The sequence below is a fragment of the Cupriavidus sp. HE11 genome, from assembly GCF_056097175.1.
Genome location: NZ_CP184465.1, coordinates 1876348 through 1898613, shown reverse-complemented (window position 1 = coordinate 1898613; position 22266 = coordinate 1876348). Strand labels below are relative to the sequence as shown.

The following is a 22266-nucleotide window of genomic DNA, read 5'->3' as shown; positions in this document are numbered from 1 at the left end:
CTACTCCCCTTGATTGCCAGGCAGCGCTGGCGCGCCGGCTTCGATCCAGTCCAACAGTTGCGGGCCGATGCGCGCCGCGCTGCTCGCATCGTCGAGATACATCCAGCAGGTGTTGCCGCCGTGCATCAGGATCTGGCCGCCCCCCGGCCGCTGCCACACCCAGTCCAGAGGCGAGCCGTCCTGTTGCAGGCGATGCAGTACCACGGCACCGGGCGGCGCCGGATTGGCACCCCGGCCATAGAAGCCGGCCACGCCGCGCCGGAAGCTGAGGTCGTCGCAAGACACCCCATCGAACACCGGATGCGCATGCACGCGCTCGACGATCAGGTCCCTGACCCCGCGCCCCGCCGCCACGCGATAGGACGCCAGTTCGTCAAAGATCGGATAGACCAGATGGCCGTTGAACACCAGCGTGCCGCCAGCGTCCAGATGCGTGCGCAGCACGGCGCGATGGTCCATCAGCGTGCGTTGATCGATATGCGCCTCGATCAGGATGGCGTGCCGGCCGAGGAAGTCGGCGTCGCAGAGGTTGCGCAGCGAGCGGGACACCATACCGCGCGCCTGCAGCAGCGCGGTGAACGCCGGCAGCTCATGAGAGATGGCACGGACGTGCAGGACATTGTTCATAGCGATGATTCCTGAATCTCCATCAACGATTTGGAAAACACCGGCACGGCCGTGCCGGCGTCGGGAAGTCCTTCCAGCCGCACGCGGCGTACCGGCACGCGGTACAGGCGCGACAAGGCGGCCTCGTCCATGATCTGGTCTGGCGGGCCAAAAGCGTGAGTGCCATCCGCGAACAGCAGCGACGCATGGCTGGCGAACTCCAGCGCATGCTGGGGCGCATGCGTGCTGAACACGACCGTGATGCCGTCGGCGGCGAGTTCGGCCAGCAGTTGCAGCGTCAGCGCCTGGTTGTGCCAGTCCATGGCCGCGCAGGGCTCGTCCAGCAGCAGCACATCCGCATTGGCCGCCAGCGCGCGTGCCAGCACGATCAACTGGCGCTCGCCGCCCGACAGCGAAAGAAAGGTGCGCCCCGCCAGGTGCGTGGCCTCTACCCGCGCAAGCGCGTCGCGGGCGGCGGCGTAGTCGGCACGGCCCGGTGCCCGCAGCAGCGAAACGCCACCGGCGCGGCCCAGCAGCACCATCTCCAGCACGCTCATGGGCAAGGCGGGATGCACTTCCTGCGGCACGAAACCCATGCGGCCCACCCGCCCGACCTGTCCGACGGACGGCGCCAGCTGGCCGGCAAGGATCTTCAGCAGCGTCGACTTGCCCGCCCCATTGGCACCCATCAACGCGCACAGCGCGCCACGGGGCAACTGCAGGCGCACGTCACGCAGCACGGTGTGCGCGCCATAGCAATGACCGATGCCATCGCCCTGCAACACGATGTCAGCCATTGGTGGCGCCTCCGAGCCTGCGGATCAGGAAGGCAAACACCGGTGCGCCCAGCAGGGCAGTCAATGCCCCCAGCGGAATTTCCATCTGCGTAAGCGTGCGCGCCAGCGTGTCGACCAGAATCAGGTAACCCGCACCGGCCAGCACGGTATGGAGCAGGAAGCGCCGGTGGTCGCCGCCGCAGCTCATGCGCACCAGATGCGGCACCACCAGCCCCACCCAGCCCACCACGCCACATACAGCCACGCTGGACGCCGTGATGACGCCAACCGCCAGCAACGCCAGTACCCGCACGCGCGCCACCGGCACGCCCAGGCTGCGCGCATCGGCCTCGCCAACCGCCAGCGCCATCAGATGAAAGCGCAGTCCGTACAGCAGCAACAGGCCCAGTCCGATACACGGCAACGTCAGCAGCAGCCGCGGATAATCGGCGGCCGCAAGGCTGCCCATCAGCCAGAAGATGATGGCCGGAAGCTGGTTCTGCGGATCGGCCATCAGCTTGATCAGCGACACGCCGGAAGCAAACACCGCGTTGACCACGATGCCGGCCAGCACCAGCAGCACCGTGCCACCGCCCTGCGCTGCCTGCCCATGCCGGGCGCCCGCGAGCCAGTACACCGCGAACAGCGACAACATGCCCCAGAGCAGCGCACTGGCAACCAGCGGCCAGCCGTCGCCGACGATCAGCAACGCCAGCACGCCGCCAAACGCCGCGCCCGACGACACGCCCAGCAGTTGCGGCTCGGCCAGCGGATTGCGGAACAGTGCCTGAAGCGCCGCACCGGCACCGGCCAGCCCGGCACCCACCAGCGCCGCCAGCAGCACGCGCGGCAGGCGCACGCCTTGCACCACGCTCTCCTGCATCGGGCTCCAGTCGCCCTGGCCCAGCAGCGGGGCCGAGAGAATGCGCAGCACCGTGCCGGGATCGATCGCGTAGCGGCCCGCAGCCAACGCAACCAAGACGATGAGCGGCAGTGCCACCAGCAGCGCCACGGTGGCAAGCGGACGGGTCGGCATCATGGCTTCCCTCCTGCCCCGAACAGCGCCCGGTAGTGCGCACTGGCGCCGTTGGCCTCAAGCTTCAGCAATTCGTCGGTATCGCGCTCGCTCAGGCGATAGTCGTACAGCATGCGGTAGGCCTCTGCGATGCGTGGCCGCACGCCCGGCTCGGCCCGTTGCGGATGGAACAGGCTGAACAGCCAGTCCAGCGTCAACGGGGTTTCCTGGCTAGGCGGGTCCCATCGAAACCCGCCGTGCGGATAGCTGTAGACGCGTCGCTCGCGAACTGCCGCCACGCCACGAAGCCGCGCGTCGCGGTACAAGTCGGCCGGTGCCAGCCCCGGTTCGAAGTTGTTGAGCAGCACGACCTGTGGGTCCCACGCCAGCAACTGCTCGACATCCACCTGGGCAAAGCCCGCCACACCGCCCGCAACATTGATGCCGCCGGCCAGGCGGATATCGCCGTCCATGCTGGTGCCCTTGCCGGCCGCGCGCAGGCCAGACCGCGCCCGTTGCAGGTAGAGCACGCGCGGGCGCTCCGCCGACGGCATCGCGGCAGCACGTTTGGCGATGGCCTCGCGGGTGGTCTCGAACCAGCGCGCCAGGGTTTCGCCACGCTCGGCCTTGCCCAGGCCCGCGCCAACCAGCCGCAGCCAGCCAGCGGCCAGACTGCTGTCGCCGTAGCGCAGCGTGATCACCGGCAGGCCGATGTCACGGATCGGGCGAACAATGTCGTCGCCACGATCGCCCCACTGGAACACCAGGTCTGCCTTTGCAGCCGCCAGCGCCTCGACGTTGGGCACGAAGCCTTCGCCTGCGATCTGGGCCGGCATGCGCGCCGCGTCGGGAAACATGCGTCCGAGCATGCCCAGTTCGAAGTCGGCCCGACTGGCCGCGTGCATACCCACCAGCCGGCTGGCACCGCCATCCACCGCCATGACCATCGAGGCGATCGGAATCGGGATCGCCGCCACGCGCTCCACGCGCAGCGGGATGGCAACGCGGCGTCCGGTCTGGTCCTCGACCTCGGTCGCACTGACGGCCAGCGCCGTCGACAACAGGAAAAGGGGTGCCAGCAGCAGGGCCGGCCATCTGGATGTCAGGCTGCGCATCAGTACACCGCCGTCAGCTTGAGCACCACGGCCCTGCCGGGTTCCACCAGCGGATTGCCCACCAGCGTGTTCGGATAGGAAAGGTTCTCCGTTACCGTGGGATGGCGCCCCACCTGATCGAACACGTTTTCCACGCCTGCCAGCAGCTTCCAGTCGCGCCATCCGTCGCCGAGCAGGCGGTTCACGTCGAGCCCGAAGAACAGGTCGACCATGGCGTAGCCGGCCGTCCGGCGCTCCTGCGACGCATCGATCTGACTCTTGGCCTTGAACGCGCGCACCACGCTCTCGCCATACCATCCAGCCCCCTCGTAACGCAGCGATGCGTTGGCTGTGAGCGGCGCGACGTACGGCAGCGGCTGGCCGTTCATGTCGTTGCGGGCATGGGTATAGGCTGCCGACGCGCCCACGCTCCAGCGCGGGGTGACCTGCGTGCGCCCCTCGACCTCGACACCCTTGATGGTGGCCTTGCCAAGGTTCTGGCGTTGGTACAGGTTGGCGCCGATCCGTTGCAGCGTGATCAGGTCCGTGTACTTGCTCTGATACGCGGTCAGGCGCGTCCATCCGCGTTCGCCGAACCAGCGCACGCCCAATTCGGCTGTCAGGTTGGTCTCGGGCTTCAGGTCCGGCGACGGCAGCGTGGGCTGGGTGCCGGCGATGCTGGAGATCGTCAGGTTCATGCCGGACGGCGCGCGGAAGCCCCGGCTCAGGTTGCCCACCAGTTGCCAGTTGGGCACGAACTCGTAGATCGCCCCGAGGCCGCCGGTCACGGCATAGTGGCGTGGGTGGGTCTTGTCGGCGTAGGCCTGGGTCAGCCTGGCGGCTTCGCCGGCATAGCTGTCGCCAATTCGGATATCTACGATGTCACCGCGCAACGAGCCGGAAAGCGTCCATTTTTCGCTGATATGCCAGTTGTCGTTGACGAACAGGCCCACGTTGGTCTGGTCGGCGCTGCGCTCCATCTGGCGCCAGCCGGTGTCCGCGACCAGCGCCCCGGTGCTGTTGCGATAGCGCTGCACGCTATTCACGCGGCCATCGAAGCTCTCGTTGAAGAAATCGCCACCAAAGCTGAGGGAATGCTCGCCCAACTGCTTCATGGCGGTCAGATGACCACCCCACACGGTAGGTGTGTAGACCTTGATGTGGTTGTAGGCGGTGACCAACGGCGAGGTGCTGTTGCGCTGGTAGATATCGGTATCGAAATCGCGCACGTAGAGACTGGCATCCACGCTGTCGGCCACGGCGCCGAAGTTGCGGCCCTGATAGGCCACGCGCACGTTGCGTTCGATGATCGGGTCCTCGCGCACGCTGAGCCACGGCTCGCCGGGGGCCGCACCCAGTCCGCCGGCCCGCTTGCTGACCACGCGTGCATAGCGCCCCGACAGCTCCCAGCGCGAATCGGCGTTGGGCCGGAAACCCACGGCGAGGTCCGCGCCCGTCGAGTTGAAGCCGCTATTGAGGGCATCGCCGATCGGCGTGGCATAGTCACCGGCGTCGCGATGGTTGATACCGAACATCACGTCGAAGCCGTTACCGCCGCCCAGCAGTTCGACGCGCCCACCCACCATGTTGTTCACGCTGTTCCACTCCAGCGCGCGCAGTTTCGGCTGCAACGTGAAGGGCTGGTCGGGGTCCACCCTGGCGCGCCGTGTCACGACGTTAACCACGCCGTTCAGGGCGTCGGAGCCATACAGCGCTGACGCCGGCCCGCGGATCACCTCGATACGCTCGATCGAATTGGGATCGATCATGTTGTATTCGAGCGTGGTGCGGCCGCGATAGCGGTCACCGTCGATAGCCATGATCGAGCGGCCGGAATTCGAGTTGAAGCCGCGCATCACGATCTGCCCGCCCAACCCGCCGGTACGCGCGAATGCGATGCCCGGCACGTCCGCCAGCAAGCCCTGGATGCCGCCGCTGCCCACGCGCTCGCGCACCTGTTCGCCGGTAATGACGGTGACCGCGCGCGGCGTTTCCTCGACGGTACTGGCCGTGCGCGTGGCGCTGACCGTCACGCTTTCCAGCTCATGGGGACCTGCCCAGCCATCGATGCCACCCCCAAGCACGGCCAGCCCAGCGCCAACACTCCACCCGTCGAGCCAATCAGCCAGATTCGCCGGCAGGCCGAAAATTTACGAACCACGATGTTTTCCCCGATCAAGGATCACCCGCTTGCGAGGGTGATCTATCTATTGCAAATGATTATCATTTGCGAATTATTCGTGAGTGGGGTCGAATCACCAATGAGAAATGTCAAGACAGCCAGCGCGGGGATGGCCGAAGCACGGGCGATGTTGTCCACCCATCCGGTGCTGCATCCGGACGCCGTGAGCAAGCACCTGCTGGCGCGGGCATCGATCCGCCATCTGCAAAAAGGGGAGTACGTGTTCCGGCAGGACCAGCCGGCCGACTACTGGTACGTGGTGGTGCAGGGACGCGTCGACACGCTGCGCATGGGCATCGACGGAGAAGACCGGATCATTCACCACGTGCAGGCGGGCCAGTTGCTGGCGGCCATCGTGATGTTCCTGCAACAGCCCCGGTATCCCGTGGAAGCCCGCGCGGCCGTAGACAGCACGCTATGCCGGATCACGCGGGCAGCCCTCCATCGGGCGTGCCTGGATTACCCGGCCCTCGCCATGGGTATGCTGCAACTGGCCGCCCAGACGGTGACGCTGCGCATCGACGATGTCGATACCCTGGCCAGCACCACCGCCCAGCAGCGCCTGGCCGCCTATCTGCTGCGGCTCAGCACGGTGGACGGGCAGCATGTGGAGCTTCCACTGAGCCAGCGGCAACTGGCAGCCAAGCTGGGCGTGCGCGCCGAGACGCTGAACCGGCTGCTGGCCGAGTGGCAGCGGCTTGGCTACCTTGCCGGGAAGGGCCGGCACTGGCATGTCGTGGCCCGCGCGGCGCTGGAAGCGCTGGCACGCGGCACGCACGACCGGTGACGGCGAGCCACGGTCGCGCGGCGCGCGAATGAAAAAACCCCGCGGGCGCTTGCACGCCTGCGGGGTTCATCGGCCTTCGGTCTGTTCCCCGTTGTTGTGTTGCCGACGGGGAACGCTGACGCTTACATCGACACCGTGTCGGCCACGTCCTTGAAGTCTTCGATCTGGTCGAAGTTCATGTACTTGTAGATCTTGTCGCCGTTGGCGGTGAGCACGCCCATGTCGGCCATGTACTCTTCCTTGTTCGGGATACGACCAAGGCGCGAGCAGATGGCGGCCAGTTCGGCCGAACCCAGGTACACGTTGGTGTTCTTGCCCAGACGGTTCGGGAAGTTACGCGTCGACGTGGACATCACCGTGGCGCCTTCGCGCACCTGTGCCTGGTTACCCATGCACAGCGAGCAGCCCGGCATTTCGGTACGTGCACCGGCAGTGCCGAACACGCCGTAGTGGCCTTCCTCGGTCAGCTGCTTCTGATCCATCTTGGTCGGCGGGGCGACCCACAGCTTCACGGGGATGTCGCGCTTGCCTTCCAGCAGCTTCGACGCGGCACGGAAGTGACCGATGTTGGTCATGCACGAACCGATGAACACTTCGTCGATCTTGGCGCCAGCCACGTCCGACAGCGTCTTCACGTCGTCCGGATCGTTCGGGCAGGCCACGATCGGCTCATGCACGTCGGCCAGGTCGATCTCGATCACGGCGGCATACTCGGCGTCGGCATCCGGTGCCAGCAGCTTCGGATCGGCCAGCCATGCTTCCATGGCCTTGATACGGCGCTGCAGGCTGCGCGGGTCCTGGTAGCCCTCGGCGATCATCCACTTCAGCAGCGTGATGTTGCTGTTGATGTATTCGATGATCGGTTCCTTGTTCAGGTGTACCGAGCAGCCGGCGGCCGAACGTTCTGCCGAGGCGTCAGACAGTTCGAATGCCTGTTCCACCTTCAGGTCGGGCAGGCCTTCGATTTCGAGGATACGGCCCGAGAAGATGTTCTGCTTGCCTTGCTTGGCCACGGTCAGCAGGCCTTGCTTGATCGCGTACAGCGGAATGGCGTTGACCAGGTCGCGCAGCGTCACGCCGGGCTGCATCTTGCCCTTGAAGCGGACCAGCACCGATTCCGGCATGTCCAGCGGCATCACGCCGGTGGCGGCGGCAAAGGCGACCAGGCCCGAACCGGCCGGGAAGCTGATGCCGATCGGGAAGCGGGTGTGCGAATCGCCGCCGGTGCCCACGGTGTCGGGCAGCAGCATGCGGTTCAGCCACGAGTGGATCACGCCATCGCCCGGACGCAGCGAGATACCGCCACGGGTGCTGATGAACTGCGGCAGCGTGTGGTGCGTCTTCACGTCAACCGGCTTCGGATAGGCGGCGGTGTGGCAGAACGATTGCATCACCAGGTCGGCCGAGAAGCCCAGGCAAGCCAGGTCCTTCAGCTCGTCGCGCGTCATCGGGCCGGTGGTGTCCTGCGAGCCCACCGAGGTCATCTTCGGTTCGCAGTACGTGCCCGGGCGGATGCCCTTGCCTTCGGCCAGGCCGCACGCGCGGCCAACCATCTTCTGGGCCAGCGTGAAACCCTTGCCGGTGTCGACCGGGTTCTGCGGCAGGCGGAACAGCGTCGACGGGGCCAGGCCCAGTGCTTCGCGGGCCTTGGCGGTCAGGCCACGGCCGATGATCAGCGGAATACGGCCGCCGGCGCGCACTTCGTCGAACAGCACGTCCGACTTGACCTTGAATTCGGCGATCACGGCGCCGTTCTTCAGGGCCTTGCCTTCATACGGGCGCAGTTCCACGACGTCGCCCATTTCCATCTGCGACACGTCGAGTTCGATCGGCAGCGCACCGGCGTCTTCCATCGTGTTGTAGAAGATCGGGGCGATCTTGCTGCCCAGGCACACGCCGCCAAAGCGCTTGTTCGGCACGAAGGGGATGTCTTCGCCCGTGAACCACAGCACCGAGTTGGTGGCCGACTTGCGGCTCGAACCCGTACCGACCACGTCACCGACGTAGGCCACCAGGTTGCCCTTCTCTTTCAGCGATTCGATGAATGCCACCGGGCCGCGCTTGCCGTCTTCTTCCGGCTGGAACGCAGCGCCTTCGCGCTTGTTCTTCAGCATGGCCAGCGCGTGCATCGGGATGTCCGGGCGCGTGGTGGCGTCGGGGGCCGGCGACAGGTCGTCGGTGTTGGTCTCGCCCGGCACCTTGAAAACGGTGATCGTCAGCGATTGCGGCAGTTCCGGGCGGCTCGTGAACCACTCGGCGTCGGCCCAGCTCTGCAGCACAGCCTTGGCGTTCGCGTTGCCCTTGTCGGCCTTTTCCTTCACATCGTGGAAGGCGTCGAACATCAGCAGCGTCTTCTTCAGCGCGTTGCCGGCCACGGTGCCCACTTCGGCATCGTCCAGCAGTTCGATCAGCGGCGAGATGTTGTAGCCGCCCAGCATCGTGCCGAGCAGTTCGGTGGCGCGGGCGCGCGAGATCAGTGCGGTCTTTTCCGAACCCAGGGCCACGGCGGCCAGGTACGAAGCCTTGACCTTGGCTGCGTCGTCCACGCCAGCCGGCACGCGGTACGTAATCAGGTCCACCAGGGTCTGCTCTTCACCCGCCGGCGGGTTCTTGATCAGTTCGATCAGCTCGGCCGTCTGCTTGGCGGTCAGCGGCAGAGGGGGAATGCCAAGCGCAGCGCGTTCGGCGACATGGGCGCGATAGGTATCAAGCATGGGAACCTGCTGTTAATAGGGTTGTAACGGGTACTGCCTTGTCTCTTGTGGGCCGGCGGCGCAATACCGTCAGCGGCCGCGTGATTGTAATCCGAAGTCCGCCAGAGATCAAATGTCTTATATCTTATATAAGAGTTAAGCCGATTGAAATACGACGTGGCAAGGGCTGGCGGGTGAAGGACTGTTGCAAAGCTGCAGATTAGGACTGTTCCCGCCACAAGCAAAGCCGCATCGCACCATCCCGAAAAAAGATGCGCATAGATTACATTTACGTCAGGAACCGCAGTAACCCGGGCATGTACGTCTTAAGTTCCGCGCCCCGTTATCGTTAACCAGCCTAGCAGGCGCAAATGGCGCGCCAATGCGCCCCTGCGCCCGATGCCCGCTGGCTCAAACGGCCAAGCTAAGCGGGTTTCCCCCTTTTTATCGGCCCTTTGCTTACCTGCGATTCAGGAAGAATGGCAGGCATTCCGACACAGGCATCTCATGGCGAACACGCTTTCCCCCTCCCAGACTGGCGGCACTTCGAGCAAGCGCGGCCGACTGCTGCTGATTGGCGGCGGCGTGCTGGTAGTGGTGCTGGCTGCTGGCGGCTTTTTCCTGGGCAGCATCCTTAGCAGCAATCATCAGCCGGCTGCACCGGCTGCCCCGGTGGTGCCGCCGCCGATCTTCGTGCCGCTGGATGCGTTCACCGTCAACCTCAAGAGCGAGGACGGCGACCGCTTCCTGCACACCGGCCTGTCGCTGAAGGTGGCGGATGCCGACACCCAGGGACGTCTGGCGCAGTACCAGCCGGAGGCACGCAGCCGCATCCTGCTGCTGCTCTCGGCACGCCAGCCGGCCGATCTGGCCACGGTGGAAGGCAAGCGCAAGCTGGCCCAGGACATTCAGGCGGCGATCAGCCAGCCGTTTGCCTCGGGTCTGCCGCCGCAGAAGATCCTGGATGTCTTGTTTACTTCGTTCGTGGTGCAGTAATACTGCTGTCCGCACCGCGAACCCTGAGCCAAACCGATAGATATGAAACTGCCCGCCGAACTTCTTTCCTGCCGTCGCGTGAAGCGCGACGTCTGAAGCCGGACATGGACCGTTTCATCCTCACAGCCGTTCACGGGGCAGGACACTAGATGGCCTACGACAAGTTCCTCTCGCAGGACGAGGTAGACGAACTACTGAAAGGCGTATCCGGCGAAGCCGATACGCCCACGGCCAACGTACCGGTCGTCGAAGAAGGCGGCGTGCGGCCGTACAACCTGGCTAACCAGGAGCGCGTCGTCCGCGGCCGCCTGCACACGCTCGAAATCATCAACGAGCGTTTCGCCCGGGCACTGCGTACCGCGCTGTTCAACTTCATCCGCCGCGGCGCCGACATCTCGGTAGGCACGGTCAGGATCGAGAAGTACGGCGATTTCGTGCGCAACCTGCCGGTGCCGACCAACCTGAACCTGGTTCACATGAAGCCGCTGCGGGGCACCGCGCTGTTCGTGTACGACCCGAACCTGATCTTCCTGGTGGTCGACAACCTGTTCGGCGGCGACGGACGCTTCCACACCCGAGTGGAAGGCCGGGACTTCACCCAGACCGAGCAGCGCATCATCCGCCGCATGCTCGACCTGACGCTGAACAGCTACAGCCAGGCCTGGCGCACCGTGCATCCGATCGAGTTCGACTATGTCCGCTCGGAGATGCACACCAAGTTCGCCAACGTGGCCGGGCCGAACGATGCCGTGGTCACCACCGCGTTCCATATCGAACTGGGCGCCGTGGGCGGGCAACTGCATATCTGTATCCCCTTCTCGATGATCGAGCCGCTGCGCGATCTGCTGATGAATCCGCTGCAGGACGAAGTCGAGGTGGACAAGCGCTGGCTCGGCCAGCTTTCCAACCAGCTGCGTGCCGCCGAAGTGGAACTGGTGGCCGAATTCACGCACCTGCGCAGCACCGTGGCCGAAGTACTGGCCATGCGCGAAGGTGACGTGCTGCCGATCGAACTGCCGGAGAAGATCTTCGGCAAGGTCGACGGCGTGCCCGTCATGCAGTGCGGTTTCGGCACGATGAACGGCCAGTACGCACTGCGCGTGGAACGAATGATCAATTACCAAGACAGCGATCCCAACAAGGAAACCGATCATGACTGACGGCACTCAGGACAAGCCGGTCGATCCGATGGACGATTGGGCCAGCGCCCTGGCGGAGCAGACCAGCGTCGAACAGGCTGCGCCCGCTGCGGAAGCGGCCGCCACCACGGCGCCGGCAGCCCCGGCCATGCCGACCGCCACGCCCGCGGCTTCCACCGTGTTCCCGCCCCTGGCACAGGACGCACCGAGCGGCTTCCACAACGATATCGGGATGATTCTCGATATCCCCGTGCAGCTGACCGTGGAACTGGGCCGCACCAAGGTACCCATCAAGAACCTGCTGCAACTGGCGCAGGGCTCTGTGGTGGAGCTCGACGGCCTGGCCGGCGAACCGATGGACGTGCTCGTGAACGGCTACCTGATCGCCCAGGGCGAAGTGGTGGTGGTGAACGACAAGTTCGGCATTCGCCTGACGGACATCATCACGCCGTCCGAACGTATCCGGAAGCTCAACAAATGACAGCCGCCTCGCGCCGGTCAGCAGCTGCCGTGCGCATTGCCTCGGGCCTGGTCCTCTCGGGCCTTGCCGTGACCGGTGCGCAGGCCGCTGATGTCGCGCCCGGCACTGCCCAGGCGGCCAACCCCGCCAGCAGTGCCACCGCCAGCCACTCGTTCGCCAGCAACGCGCCGGCGATCAGCAGCGGCGGCAGCCTGGCCCAGGCGGGCCTGGGCCTCTTCGCGGTCATCGCGCTGATCCTGGGCATGGCCTGGGTCGCGCGCCGCGTGGGCCTGGTTCGCCACGGCGCCGGCACCGCATCGATCAAGGTCGTGAACAGCCTGGCGCTGGGCACGCGCCAGAAGGTCGTGACAGTGGAAGTAGGCGATACCTGGCTCGTGCTCGGTGTCTCGCCCAACGAAATCCGCCCGCTCCATACGCTTCCGGCCCAGCCGGACAGCGGCGCACCCACCGGTTCGCCGCCGACCCCGCCGATGCAGGGCGGTTTTGGCGAACGCCTGATGCGCGCCATGCAGGAAAACCTCAAGAAATGAACACGCCGCGTGCCGCCGCTGCCCAGCGGCTACCCGTGAAGCCCTTCGTGCGTCCGTCGCGCGTGGCGGCCGCCCTGCTGGCCCTGCTGCCGCTGGCGCTGTGGCTCGCGCCCGACGCCGCGCTGGCGCAGTCGCTGCCGGGCGTGACCAGCCGCGCCGCCGCAGGTGGCGGCCAGGTCTGGTCGCTGTCGATCCAGACGCTGGTCCTGCTTACGTCGCTGTCGTTCCTGCCGGCGGCCATGCTGATGATGACCGGCTTCACGCGCATCATCATCGTGCTGGGCCTGATGCGCAACGCGCTGGGCACGGCGTCGTCGCCACCCAACCAGGTGCTGGTGGGCCTGTCGCTGTTCCTGACGTTCTTCGTGATGTCGCCGGTGCTCGACAAGGTCTATACCGACGCCTACAAGCCGCTGTCCGAAAACCGCATCAGCCTGGAAACCGCCGCGCAGCGCGCCGCGGTGCCGGTGCGTGGCTTCATGCTGCGCCAGACGCGCGAGAAGGACCTGGCGCTGTTCGCCCAGATGGCCAAGACGCCGGAAATGCAGGGCCCGGACGATGTGCCGTTCTCGGTGCTGGTGCCGGCCTTCGTCACCAGCGAGCTGAAGACCGCGTTCCAGATCGGCTTCACGATCTTCATTCCTTTCCTGATCATCGACCTCGTCGTAGCCAGCGTGCTGATGGCGATGGGCATGATGATGGTGCCACCCGCCACCATTTCGCTGCCGTTCAAGCTGATGCTGTTCGTGCTTGTCGATGGCTGGCAACTGCTGCTGGGGTCCCTGGCGCAGAGCTTCATGAATTGACGGGAGCCCGAGATGACACCCGAGATGGTCATGACGATCGCCACGCAGGCGATGAAGATGACGCTGATGCTGTCCGCCCCGCTGCTGCTGGTGGCGCTGGCGGCCGGTCTGGTGGTGAGCCTGTTCCAGGCCGCCACGCAGATAAATGAAATGACGCTGACGTTCATCCCCAAGCTGGTCGCACTGTTCGTGACGATGGTGCTGGTCGGTCCGTGGATGATCAACACGTTCGTCGACTACATGCGCGAAGTGTTCCAGGGCATCCCCGCCCTGGCGCACTGACCCTACCCTTCCCCGCAGGACCCAGGCACCGTGTTCGAGGTCACCACCGACCAGATGTACGGGTGGATCGCCGCCTTCCTCTGGCCGATGTTCCGGCTGATGGCGCTGATCGCGACCGCGCCCCTGTTCAGCGAGTCGACCATTCCGCGCCGCGCCAAGATCCTGCTGGCCGCCGCGCTGTCGACCATCGTGTCGCCCACGATCGGCAACATCCCCACCGCACCGATCTATTCGTACGAAGGCCTGCTGGTGGTCATGAACGAAGTGGGCATCGGCGTCGCCATGGGCTTCACGATGCGGCTGATCTTTGCCGCCGTGCAGATGGCCGGCGAAGTCATCGGCCTGCAGATGGGCCTGTCGTTCGCGGCCTTCTACGACCGCTCGTCGGGCGGGCAGACGATGGTGCTGTCGCGCTTCCTGAATATCGTTGCCACGCTGATGTTCCTGTCGCTGGACGGGCACCTGATGATGCTGGCCGCCCTGGTGGACAGCTTCCAGGGCGTGCCGATTGCCGGCGTGCCGCTGTCCGGCCACGGCTGGGGCGTGGTGGCCCGGGCCGGATCGATGGTCTTTTCCTCCAGCACGCTGCTGGCGCTGCCGATGATTGCCGCGCTGCTGACGCTGAACCTGGCCATGGGTATCCTGAACCGCGCGTCGCCGCAGTTGTCGATCTTCGCGGTCGGCTTCCCGGTGACCCTGCTTGGCGGCATGCTCGTGATGTCGCTGTGCATGCCGGAGATGGGCGTCTACATGCAGCACCTGGTCGACACCGGCCTGCAGACCGCTGCCCAGGTACTCGACCAGCTCGCGCCCTGATCCCCGGCCGCCGCTACCGCGTCAGGGCAGCGCGCCAACCTGCCTGAGCACCGCGCGGGCGATTTCCTGACGCTTCGCCCCCAATTCGGGGCGCGGCATGTCCAGGTTCATCGCGAATACGTAGGTATCGTCGCCGCGCGTGACCCAGCCCACCCACCAGCCCACATCGACCTTGCCCGACGTGGCCCAGCCCGTCTTGGCGCGCAGCGTATAGGACGGCGTGCTTTCGATGATCAGGATGTCGTCGAGCGCCGCGAAGCTGTGCTCTGAGATCAGCGGCACCTTGTGCGCGGCGGCGCTGCGCAGGAAATCGACCTGCTGGTAGGTGGTGATCTGCAGGCGGCCGTTGAGCCAGAAGCGGTCCACCGGGCCGTCCACATCGGCATTGCCGAAATGCGCGGCGGCCAGGTACTTGCGGTACTGCGCGGTCCCCACGCGACGCGCCAGCGCCTGGTAGGCCGGCACGCACGAGTTCTTCAGCGCCACGCGCAATGCCACGTCGCCGTTGCAGACTTCGGGCAGTATCGGCTTGCCATGATGCATCCACACCTTGCCGTCCCAGGGCAGCTTGTCGTTGTCGACGTCGGCCACGGCACCGGTCTCCATGCCGATCAGCGAATTGAAGATCTTGAAGGTCGACGCTGGCGAGTAAGCGGTGGCTGCGCGCTTCGGGTTGTAGGTCAGCATGCGCTGCTGGCGCACGTCGTAGACCACCATCGTGCCGTCGACGCCCGCGGCATCGAACAGCGGCCTGGCATCGATGGGGACTTCGGCGGCACGCAGGGTCGTGGCCGCACAGGCCAGCAACAGCGGGATCAGGAATAGGCGGGCAAGTCTGTTTCGCATATCAACACGCTATGAGTTTTTTGGTTATCGGGGTTGTCGTCATGCAGACGCTCGGCAATCCAGGCCCGGATCGTGGTGCGGAGCATAGGCGCAGTCCCGCAAGTCGCCAACCGGCGTAGCTGTAACACGCGTAACATGGCGACCATGCCCGCCCCCGCATCGTCCCGCACCATCGTCCACGTCGACCTGTCCGACCCATACCGGGTTGGCGAACACGCCGCACGCTACCAGTCCGTCTGGCTGCTGGCGCGGATCTGGCTGGCCGCCTCGCGCGATCACGAGGACCTGGGTGCGGCAGCGGTGCGCGCCCGCTTTGCCGATGCCGCCAACGTGCGCATGATCGTCTCGCGCGCGTTCGGCGATTTTGTGCGGTGGGGCGTACCCGTGGGCTGGGGCCATGACAAGGCCATCGGCATTTCCGCGCTGCGCCCCGACGGCCGCAGCCGCGGGCCTTTCTGGATGTCGGCCGCCACGGCGGGCAGGCTGCGCTTCACGGCGCATGGCAAGCCACTAGGCGCTTCGGGCGTGGCACGCTGGCTGGGCCAGGTGCCTGCCAGCGACGCGGCACCGGCTCCCGACGCCGGCAGCGAAGGCCTGCAATACGTGATGCGCGACATGGCCTTCTGGCGCCATCTGACGCAGGCCATGCGCGGCGCGCAGGATGGCTTCGCAGGCGTGCTCGACCACGGCGTGGCCGAGTCGTTCCGGGCGGCGCAGCGCACCGCTGCCGACGACTTCCAGCAGGCCTTGTCGCTACTGAAGGAAAGCCTGGCCTGGCGCCGCAGCGACCGGCTGGACAAGAGCCGCGCGGCACTGCGGCGCTTCGAACGGATCGTGGTGGCCGGCGGCGTCAATGCGGCACTGCCCACGTTCGCGGCCATGGCGCATGTGGTGCGCGCCTGGGAGCATTACGCACGGGGCGAACTCGATGCGGCGCAGCGCGAACTGACGCGCCTGTCGGGCGATGCCGAACTGCGCCCCGTCGTTCGCTATAACCCGCGCATCCGCTTCGAGACGCTGAACCTCGAAGCGCTGGTCCACAAGAGCATCGCGCTGCGGCCGGATGGGCCAGACCGGCCGGCGGGCGCACAGCCCAGCCCATCGCAACGTCAGGAGGCCGCGCGCCTGGCACTCGATGCGTTTGCCGGCGCGTTGCAAGCCGCCTACGAGGCCGATTCGGTCGACGCGGTGCAGCACGCGGCGGCCAATATCGGCTGGTCGCTTTGGCTGTTCTGGCTGTACCGGCTGGTCGATGTGGCGCGCGACATGGCGCCTGGCGACGTGCAGCGCCAGGCCATGCGCTGGCTGGGCCTGTCGGAATGGATCTGCGACCGATTCGGCGTGGGCGGTGGATCGGCGTGGAACACGATCTTCCTGCTGCGCGTGGCGCGCGGCAGCGTCAGCGCCGGGCCGCCCGCATCGCTGGCCGTGTTTCGCGCCCGCCAGCCGCTGACGGTGGCGGCAGCCATCGACGCGCTGCGCCCGTTTCACGCACCTTTCGCACCGGCCAAGGGCTTTGTGCGCTGGTCGTCCGTGGCCGCCTTTGCGCTGGAAGAGCACGACACGGGCCGCGTGGCCTACAACGCGCTGCAACTGGCAAACCTGCTGCTGGAATCAGCCTGGTACCTGACCCACGAACAGGGCGCGTCCGCGCAGGCCTACGAAGCCATGGAGCGGCTGGCAACGCAACTCGGCGCGCTGCGTGCCGCCGAACGCGGCTTCTTCCATTCGGAGATCCGCGCCTTCCCGCCCGAACTGCGGGCGGCCGCCGCCGAGGCCGCCGCGTGGCGACGCCGACCGCGAAGCCAGACATGACCACCACGATCTTCACGAATCGCCATCCTTGCCCGGGCATCGACTGTCGCTAAAACCAGGTGCGCCACACGCCAACCTGATCCAGCGGAGCGTGGTACCGAACAAAGTCACCTTGGGACGGCAGTTCGCCGAAGATCGACGGGCCCGTTGTCACCCCGACCTCCCAGGGCATTGAAAGCCCTGCAGCAACCCCGTTGTCCATGGATTGGCGAGGCTACCGGTATTGACGTCGAGCCTGGCCTTGCGTCCATCGAAATCGTACTCGGCTATGAAATGGCTGGCGGTGGCCGACCCGGCGAGCGTGCCCTTGGCTATCACGCGCATCAGTGCCCACGGGCCATTGGCGGTCAGCGTCGACGTATCCGGTCGGACGCGCGGGCTGGCGGTAATTCCTGCGCCCTGTCCACCGTGCGGGCCTGGCCAGGTCACCTTGAGCGGGATGACCGGGCCGTGTACGTAGCGCTGGTTCTGCCCGTCGAAATCCATGTTTAGCTCGACAATCCCGGGATCGAGCTCGATCACCTTCATCCAGGCCATTCCGGCCGACCTGGTGGAGCGGTGGTCACGGGAAGACCCGTGACCCGTCAGTCGCCAACCCTGCTTTCGCGCGTTCACCCAGGCGCACTGCCGTGACCAGTCAATGACAAGAGGCGATTGCCCACTTCACAGGCCAGCCGAAGGCGAGATCGACGACATCGTGGCGTTCCTGCGCACCCTGACCGATGCGGCTTACGTGAACGCGACGCCGCCCTTCGAAGCCAGGCGCTGACCTGCCTGGGCCCCCGGTGCGCGTTGGCCACCGCTGCCCGGCAGCTTGAAGAACGCCACCGCATCGGTCAGCAACCTGCCCTGGTCCTCGAGCGACTTCGATGCCACGGCGGCCTCGTGCACCAGCGACGCGTTCTGCTGTGTGACCTGGTCGATCTGCACGATGGCCTCGTTCACCTGCTCGATGCCACGGTTCTGCTCGGCCGACGCGGCAGCGATCTCGCCAACGATATGGGTCACGCGTGCCACGGCCTGGGTGACCTCAACCATGGTCTGCCCGGCTTCGCTGGCCAGCGTCGAGCCCGCCTGCACCTGCGCCACCGAGGCGTCGATCAGTTCCTTGATCTCCTTGGCCGCGTTCGACGAGCGCTGCGCCAGGCTGCGCACCTCGCTGGCCACCACTGCGAAGCCACGGCCCTGCTCGCCAGCGCGCGCGGCCTCGACCGCCGCGTTGAGCGCCAGGATGTTGGTCTGGAACGCGATGCTCTCGATGATGCCGGTGATCTCGGCGATCTTCGACGAACTGGCGCTGATGCCCGCCATCGTATCGACCACGCGGCCCACCGTGCCGCTGCCCTGCTGCGCCACATCGGCGGCATTGCGCGCCAGTTCGCTGGCCTGGCGGGCGTTCTCGGTGTTGTGGCGTACCGTGGCCGTCAGTTCTTCCATGCTGGCCGCCGTTTCCTCCAGAGACGCCGCCTGCTGCTCGGTGCGGCTGGACAGGTCCATATTGCCGCTGGCGATCTCGCCGGTTGCCAGGGCGATGCTGCCGCTGCTTTCGCGCACGCGCACGACGGTTTCGGCCAGGCGGTCGTTCATGTCGCGCAGCGCGGCCAGCAGGCGGCCTGGCTCGTCCTGCGAATCCACCTCGATACGCATGCCGACTTCGCCCCGGGCCACCGTGCGTGCCACATCCACCGCGCGCTGGATCGGGCCGGTGATGGCGCGCGTCAGCAGCAGCCCGCCGAAGATGCCGAACGCCACGGCGGCCATCGCCACCACGATCAGGAACACGCGTTGCCGCGCATAGTCGTCATCGAGGCTGCGGATCATCTCCTGCTGGCGCTCGCGCGTGAAATCGGCATAGTCGCGTGTCGCCTTGACCAGCGCAGCCAGTAGCGGGCGGCATTCGGCATTCATCTTGGCGATGGCGGCGTCTTTCTTGCCGTCGAGTGCCAGCCCGACGATATCGGTCGCCACGGGCCCGTAGCGCGCCTCGACACGATCGATCTCGGCTACCCGGCCACGTGCGCCCTGGCTCACGCCCTCGGCCATGATCATCTGCTTGAGCTTGCCCAGGCGCGCCGCCACGTCGCTGTGCGCCTTGAGCACCTCGGACTTTTCCAGGTCGAGATCGGCCTGGGTGGTCACCAGCACCAGGTTGCGCGCGGCAATGGCCCGCCGATCCACGGCGGTACGCACCTGCGAGGCCACTTCGGCCCGGGCGTTGAGCCCGTTGATATAGGCGGCAAAGCCTTCGGTGGACCGGCTCAGCGCGCGCAGCGACAGCCCGGAGACCACCAGCACCACCAGCGCCAGCGTGCCAAACCCCGCAAGGAGCTTGGTCTTGATCGAAAGGTTTTTGAATTTCACGGTCCTTCTCCCTCTTATTCCCGATTCAGTGGCCCAACGGCAGGCCTAAACACGATTGAAGCCATGGCGTGCGCCATGGCCGACATCGCTGAGAGAACCCGTTCTTTTAGTCCTGGCGGGCGTCGTGGCGCCGCGCTCTGTTCAATGTCTGGTTTTGTCTGGCTAACGGGTAGACATGACATCGATTGACCCCTACCCGAGGAGGGGTTGAGGGTAAATCGCATAGGTGTTTTCACTCAGGCAACGGATTGCATGCCGCGCTTCATCAATAAATTGCATTTCACATGCATCTTTCCTAGAATCGATTCCGTCACACCGCACGTCTTCGTACGCCTTCCACGCTTTCGCGCTCTTCACCATGTCCGTCCTGCTGCAGATCTCCCCCCCTTCGCGCACGCCGACCTATCGCGGCCTGCCCATCCTGGCCCTCGGTTTCCGTCCGTTCTACCTGCTGGCTGCCGCCTTTGGCGCGGCGGCCATGGCCGCCTGGGTGGCGATGTATCTGGGCTGGTGGATACCGGCCTCGCAACCGTGGCTGGGCAGCATGGCATGGCACGCGCACGAGATGGTCTTCGGCTTCTCGGCCGCAGTCGTGGTGGGTTTCCTGTTCACGGCGGGCAAGAACTGGACTGGCCTGCAAACCCCGCAAGGGGCCTGGCTGGGCGCTCTGGCAGGCGTGTGGGTGCTGGCCCGCGTGCTGATGTGGACCGGGCCGGCGTGGGCGGCCATTGCAGCCGATGTCGCCTTCCTGCCCCTGTGCAGCCTGAGCTTCTACAGCATCCTGCGCCGCGCCAGGAGCCAGCGAAACTATGGCCTGGCGATCGCGCTCGGCATCATGGGGGCGCTCAATATCGGCTTTCATGCCGCCATGCAGGCTGGCCGCATCGACTGGGCGCTGCATGCGGCCGAAGCCGCCACCGGGCTCGTCGCCATTTTCGTGACGGTGATTGGCGGCCGGGTGATCCCGATGTTCACCGCCAACGCCATTCCGGGTGTGCGCATCCGTCGCTGGCAGACGGTGGAACGTTGCGTGATCGCGCTGACGCTGCTGGCAACGGTTGCCGCCGCGCTGCAGGCCCCCGCGTGGCTGACCGGCGTGCTGGCGCTGGGTGCGGCCGTCGCCCATGGCGTGCGCCTGTACGGCTGGGATTCGCATCGCACGCTGCGCAAGCCCATCGTCAGCATCCTGCACGCGGCGTATGCCTTCCTGCCGGTCGGCTTCGTACTGATTGCCGCGGCAGCGGCCGGCTGGCTCGACCGTTCCACGGCGCTCCACGCGCTGACCGTGGGCGTGATCGGCTGCGCCATTATTGCGATGGTCACCCGTACCGCGCTCGGCCATACGGGCCGCCGGCTGGAGACCGGCCGCATGGAGCACATGGCCTATCTGTTCATGGTGCTGGCCGCCGTGGTGCGCGTGGCCGGCCCGCTCGTGCTGCCGGACCTCAAGCCGCAGGCCATCGCGTTGGCTGGCGCCCTGTGGGTGCTGTCGCTGGTGCTGTATCTGATCAAGTACACCCCGTTCCTGGCCCGTCCGCGCCTGGACGGCAAGGAGGGCTGACCCCTAGTCTCCCGGCCGCAACCCCGACGTTGCGGTTTCAATGTGCTGTGATACGATGACCTACAACTGATCGCGACAATGGCTCGCGGCGGTTGCCTCATCGACCACCCAGGCAATACAGAACAAACGGGAGACATCATGCGTAAATTCACTGCGGCGCTGGGCGCCGCCATTCTGCTGGGCATCGCCGCCACGCCGGTACTGGCGCAGCCGGCCGACACCCAGGCCGTCACGTCCGCCGCCGAAAAACTGCGCGTTGCCATGGTCGATCCGGACCAGGCAACGCTGTCGGGCCTGGTGGGCGAATCACTGAGCTATGGGCACTCCGGCGGGCGGATCGACACCAAGACCAGCTTTATCGGCGACCTGCTCGACAAGAAATCGGACTTCGTCAGCATCAGCATTACCGACCAGACGGTGCATGTGTCGGGCGATGTTGCTGTGATCCGCCACACGCTGTCCGGCGAAACGCTCGACAATGGCAAGCAGGGCACCGTGCTGCTCAAGGTGCTGCAGGTGTGGCAGAAGCAGGGTGGTCACTGGAAGCTGATTGCCCGCCAGGCGGTGAAAGCAGCTGCCTGAGCCGGCACATGCCTGTCTGGAAGTGCGGACATTGATAGGATGTCTGATATCTTTCGATAGAACCAGACGCATATAAAGAGGGCGCACCCGCGCGGGGTAGCGCCCTTTTTTATTGGGCGCCGAGCATGGAAATGTGCAAAACACCGCAGAAACCGTGTGTCAGGGGACTTCCTGTACCATGTGGACTCGCATCACCCAGCATCGCCCCTGTATCGGGCCGATGCGCATGTCGTGACTTCGGGACCATCGGATCATCACCTGCGTGACTGAACACTCGACCCCAACCAGCCCTTCCCCCCAATCGCCCCCTTTGCGTGACGTGCTGGCTTCGCTGCGCGCCGCCACTTCAGTGCAGCATGCCAGGCTGGACCAGGCAATGCCGCTCTCCGGCGCCAGCCCCACGCTGGAAGATTACCGAGACCATCTGCTGATCCTTCAGGCCTGGCTGGCGCCGCTGGAGCGCTGGCTGGCGCGCTTCGACGACGGCCCGCAAGGCATCGCCAAGCTGCCGCCGGTGGCTCGTGCTTCCATACTGGAGCAGGATCTGGCCCATCCGGCCACGCCGGCCGGCGGCCTGGCGGTGGACGATATCGACGTTGACACGCTGCGCGGCGATGCCGCCTACCGATGGGGCATCTGCTACGTGATCGAAGGGTCCCAGCTGGGCGGCGCGGTGCTGTACCGGCAGTTGTCGGGGCAACTGGCCCCGCATCCGCTGGATTACCTTGGCGCCGGCAAGACGCCCGGGCCGCGCTGGCAGCAGTTTCTGCACGCGCTGCGCGCCAGCGTGAGCGAATCAGCCGATATCGCGCTGGCCTGCGCCGGCGCGCAGCGGGCATTCAACGACCTGCTGGCCCGCGTTCCCGCATACGCCGAAGCCGGCACGCGATAAGTGCGC

21 protein-coding genes are annotated in these 22266 nt (G+C 66.0%); 12 read left to right on the top strand and 9 right to left on the bottom strand.

Features of this window, described 5'->3' with window-relative positions; all coding sequences use genetic code 11:
• The 5 genes from ACOABP_RS25850 to ACOABP_RS25830 are packed head-to-tail and all read right to left on the bottom strand — an operon-like array spanning position 1 to position 5524.
• A complete protein-coding gene (locus ACOABP_RS25850) occupies positions 1 to 627 on the bottom strand; it encodes a hypothetical protein (protein WP_474228520.1) in 627 nt (208 codons plus the stop codon).
• A complete protein-coding gene (locus tag ACOABP_RS25845) occupies positions 624 to 1403 on the bottom strand; it encodes an ABC transporter ATP-binding protein (RefSeq protein ID WP_474228519.1) in 780 nt (259 codons plus the stop codon). The genes ACOABP_RS25850 and ACOABP_RS25845 overlap by 4 nt, the downstream gene beginning before the upstream one ends.
• Positions 1396 to 2421: a FecCD family ABC transporter permease gene (locus tag ACOABP_RS25840; protein WP_474228518.1), complete on the bottom strand. Its 1026-nt coding sequence runs from the start codon at positions 2419 to 2421 to the stop codon at positions 1396 to 1398. The genes ACOABP_RS25845 and ACOABP_RS25840 overlap by 8 nt, the downstream gene beginning before the upstream one ends.
• A complete protein-coding gene (locus ACOABP_RS25835) occupies positions 2418 to 3512 on the bottom strand; it encodes an ABC transporter substrate-binding protein (RefSeq protein WP_474228517.1) in 1095 nt (364 codons plus the stop codon). Before ACOABP_RS25835 ends, ACOABP_RS25840 begins: the two co-directional genes overlap by 4 nt.
• Positions 3512 to 5524, bottom strand: coding sequence for a TonB-dependent receptor (locus tag ACOABP_RS25830; RefSeq protein ID WP_474228516.1), 2013 nt, complete (start codon positions 5522 to 5524; stop codon positions 3512 to 3514). Before ACOABP_RS25830 ends, ACOABP_RS25835 begins: the two co-directional genes overlap by 1 nt.
• Before the next feature lie 228 nt (positions 5525 to 5752).
• Between ACOABP_RS25830 and ACOABP_RS25825 the strand changes: the two genes are divergently transcribed.
• Positions 5753 to 6460 (top strand): Crp/Fnr family transcriptional regulator, encoded by a 708-nt coding sequence (locus tag ACOABP_RS25825; protein WP_474228515.1) that lies wholly within the window; start codon positions 5753 to 5755, stop codon positions 6458 to 6460.
• A gap of 122 nt (positions 6461 to 6582) precedes the next feature.
• On the opposite strand, the gene ACOABP_RS25820 is transcribed toward ACOABP_RS25825, so the two are convergent.
• Positions 6583 to 9174: a bifunctional aconitate hydratase 2/2-methylisocitrate dehydratase gene (locus ACOABP_RS25820; protein ID WP_474228514.1), complete on the bottom strand. Its 2592-nt coding sequence runs from the start codon at positions 9172 to 9174 to the stop codon at positions 6583 to 6585.
• Positions 9175 to 9660: 486 nt separating this feature from the next.
• Here ACOABP_RS25820 and fliL point away from each other — a divergent pair, with 486 nt between their 5' ends.
• The 7 genes from fliL to fliR all read left to right on the top strand — a co-directional run bounded on the left by fliL (position 9661) and on the right by fliR (position 14203).
• The gene (gene fliL, locus ACOABP_RS25815) at positions 9661 to 10149 is read left to right on the top strand and encodes a flagellar basal body-associated protein FliL (RefSeq protein ID WP_474228513.1); all 489 of its coding nucleotides are present in this window, start codon (positions 9661 to 9663) and stop codon (positions 10147 to 10149) included.
• Positions 10150 to 10298: 149 nt separating this feature from the next.
• Complete coding sequence (fliM, locus tag ACOABP_RS25810) at positions 10299 to 11309, top strand: flagellar motor switch protein FliM (RefSeq protein ID WP_066742074.1); 1011 nt, start codon at positions 10299 to 10301, stop codon at positions 11307 to 11309.
• Entirely contained in the window at positions 11302 to 11769 is a 468-nt protein-coding gene (fliN, locus tag ACOABP_RS25805; RefSeq protein ID WP_066742077.1) for a flagellar motor switch protein FliN, read from the top strand. The genes fliM and fliN overlap by 8 nt, the downstream gene beginning before the upstream one ends.
• Complete coding sequence (gene fliO, locus ACOABP_RS25800; protein WP_474228512.1) at positions 11766 to 12299, top strand: flagellar biosynthetic protein FliO; 534 nt, start codon at positions 11766 to 11768, stop codon at positions 12297 to 12299. Before fliN ends, fliO begins: the two co-directional genes overlap by 4 nt.
• Positions 12296 to 13105 carry a flagellar type III secretion system pore protein FliP gene (gene fliP, locus ACOABP_RS25795; RefSeq protein ID WP_474228510.1) on the top strand — a complete coding sequence of 270 codons (810 nt, stop codon included), beginning with the start codon at positions 12296 to 12298 and terminating at the stop codon, positions 13103 to 13105. The genes fliO and fliP overlap by 4 nt, the downstream gene beginning before the upstream one ends.
• A gap of 12 nt (positions 13106 to 13117) precedes the next feature.
• Positions 13118 to 13387: a flagellar biosynthesis protein FliQ gene (gene fliQ / locus ACOABP_RS25790; protein ID WP_061958832.1), complete on the top strand. Its 270-nt coding sequence runs from the start codon at positions 13118 to 13120 to the stop codon at positions 13385 to 13387.
• 30 nt (positions 13388 to 13417) lie between these two features.
• On the top strand, positions 13418 to 14203 hold the full coding sequence (fliR, locus tag ACOABP_RS25785) for a flagellar biosynthetic protein FliR (RefSeq protein ID WP_474228509.1): 786 nt from the start codon (positions 13418 to 13420) through the stop codon (positions 14201 to 14203).
• Positions 14204 to 14224: 21 nt separating this feature from the next.
• On the opposite strand, the gene blaOXA is transcribed toward fliR, so the two are convergent.
• Positions 14225 to 15049 (bottom strand): OXA-1206 family carbapenem-hydrolyzing class D beta-lactamase, encoded by an 825-nt coding sequence (blaOXA, locus tag ACOABP_RS25780; RefSeq protein ID WP_474228508.1) that lies wholly within the window; start codon positions 15047 to 15049, stop codon positions 14225 to 14227.
• Positions 15050 to 15184: 135 nt separating this feature from the next.
• Here blaOXA and ACOABP_RS25775 point away from each other — a divergent pair, with 135 nt between their 5' ends.
• Positions 15185 to 16864 (top strand): hypothetical protein, encoded by a 1680-nt coding sequence (locus ACOABP_RS25775; RefSeq protein WP_474228507.1) that lies wholly within the window; start codon positions 15185 to 15187, stop codon positions 16862 to 16864.
• A gap of 150 nt (positions 16865 to 17014) precedes the next feature.
• On the opposite strand, the gene ACOABP_RS25770 is transcribed toward ACOABP_RS25775, so the two are convergent.
• Positions 17015 to 17392 carry a type VI secretion IcmF C-terminal domain-containing protein gene (locus ACOABP_RS25770; RefSeq protein ID WP_474228506.1) on the bottom strand — a complete coding sequence of 126 codons (378 nt, stop codon included), beginning with the start codon at positions 17390 to 17392 and terminating at the stop codon, positions 17015 to 17017.
• A 201-nt stretch (positions 17393 to 17593) separates the two neighbouring features.
• Entirely contained in the window at positions 17594 to 19225 is a 1632-nt protein-coding gene (locus tag ACOABP_RS25765; RefSeq protein ID WP_474228505.1) for a methyl-accepting chemotaxis protein, read from the bottom strand.
• Positions 19226 to 19583: 358 nt separating this feature from the next.
• Here ACOABP_RS25765 and ACOABP_RS25760 point away from each other — a divergent pair, with 358 nt between their 5' ends.
• The 3 genes from ACOABP_RS25760 (at position 19584) to ACOABP_RS25750 (ending at position 22260) form a co-directional block, all read left to right on the top strand.
• Complete coding sequence (locus ACOABP_RS25760) at positions 19584 to 20786, top strand: NnrS family protein (RefSeq protein ID WP_474228504.1); 1203 nt, start codon at positions 19584 to 19586, stop codon at positions 20784 to 20786.
• A gap of 138 nt (positions 20787 to 20924) precedes the next feature.
• Positions 20925 to 21368, top strand: a complete 444-nt coding sequence (locus tag ACOABP_RS25755) for a nuclear transport factor 2 family protein (RefSeq protein ID WP_474228503.1) — start codon at positions 20925 to 20927, stop codon at positions 21366 to 21368.
• A 319-nt stretch (positions 21369 to 21687) separates the two neighbouring features.
• A complete protein-coding gene (locus ACOABP_RS25750) occupies positions 21688 to 22260 on the top strand; it encodes a biliverdin-producing heme oxygenase (protein WP_474230552.1) in 573 nt (190 codons plus the stop codon).
• Positions 22261 to 22266: the final 6 nt, after the last annotated feature.

Coding starts and splice junctions, on each gene's coding strand:
- ACOABP_RS25850 (WP_474228520.1), bottom strand. CDS start 627: ATGAACAATGTCCTGCACGTCCGTGCCATCTCTCATGAGCTGCCGGCG.
- ACOABP_RS25845 (WP_474228519.1), bottom strand. CDS start 1,403: ATGGCTGACATCGTGTTGCAGGGCGATGGCATCGGTCATTGCTATGGC.
- ACOABP_RS25840 (WP_474228518.1), bottom strand. CDS start 2,421: ATGATGCCGACCCGTCCGCTTGCCACCGTGGCGCTGCTGGTGGCACTG.
- ACOABP_RS25835 (WP_474228517.1), bottom strand. CDS start 3,512: ATGCGCAGCCTGACATCCAGATGGCCGGCCCTGCTGCTGGCACCCCTT.
- ACOABP_RS25825 (WP_474228515.1), top strand. CDS start 5,753: ATGAGAAATGTCAAGACAGCCAGCGCGGGGATGGCCGAAGCACGGGCG.
- ACOABP_RS25820 (WP_474228514.1), bottom strand. CDS start 9,174: ATGCTTGATACCTATCGCGCCCATGTCGCCGAACGCGCTGCGCTTGGC.
- fliL (WP_474228513.1), top strand. CDS start 9,661: ATGGCGAACACGCTTTCCCCCTCCCAGACTGGCGGCACTTCGAGCAAG.
- fliM (WP_066742074.1), top strand. CDS start 10,299: ATGGCCTACGACAAGTTCCTCTCGCAGGACGAGGTAGACGAACTACTG.
- fliN (WP_066742077.1), top strand. CDS start 11,302: ATGACTGACGGCACTCAGGACAAGCCGGTCGATCCGATGGACGATTGG.
- fliO (WP_474228512.1), top strand. CDS start 11,766: ATGACAGCCGCCTCGCGCCGGTCAGCAGCTGCCGTGCGCATTGCCTCG.
- fliP (WP_474228510.1), top strand. CDS start 12,296: ATGAACACGCCGCGTGCCGCCGCTGCCCAGCGGCTACCCGTGAAGCCC.
- fliQ (WP_061958832.1), top strand. CDS start 13,118: ATGACACCCGAGATGGTCATGACGATCGCCACGCAGGCGATGAAGATG.
- blaOXA (WP_474228508.1), bottom strand. CDS start 15,049: ATGCGAAACAGACTTGCCCGCCTATTCCTGATCCCGCTGTTGCTGGCC.
- ACOABP_RS25775 (WP_474228507.1), top strand. CDS start 15,185: ATGGCGACCATGCCCGCCCCCGCATCGTCCCGCACCATCGTCCACGTC.
- ACOABP_RS25770 (WP_474228506.1), bottom strand. CDS start 17,392: ATGAAGGTGATCGAGCTCGATCCCGGGATTGTCGAGCTAAACATGGAT.
- ACOABP_RS25760 (WP_474228504.1), top strand. CDS start 19,584: ATGTCCGTCCTGCTGCAGATCTCCCCCCCTTCGCGCACGCCGACCTAT.
- ACOABP_RS25755 (WP_474228503.1), top strand. CDS start 20,925: ATGCGTAAATTCACTGCGGCGCTGGGCGCCGCCATTCTGCTGGGCATC.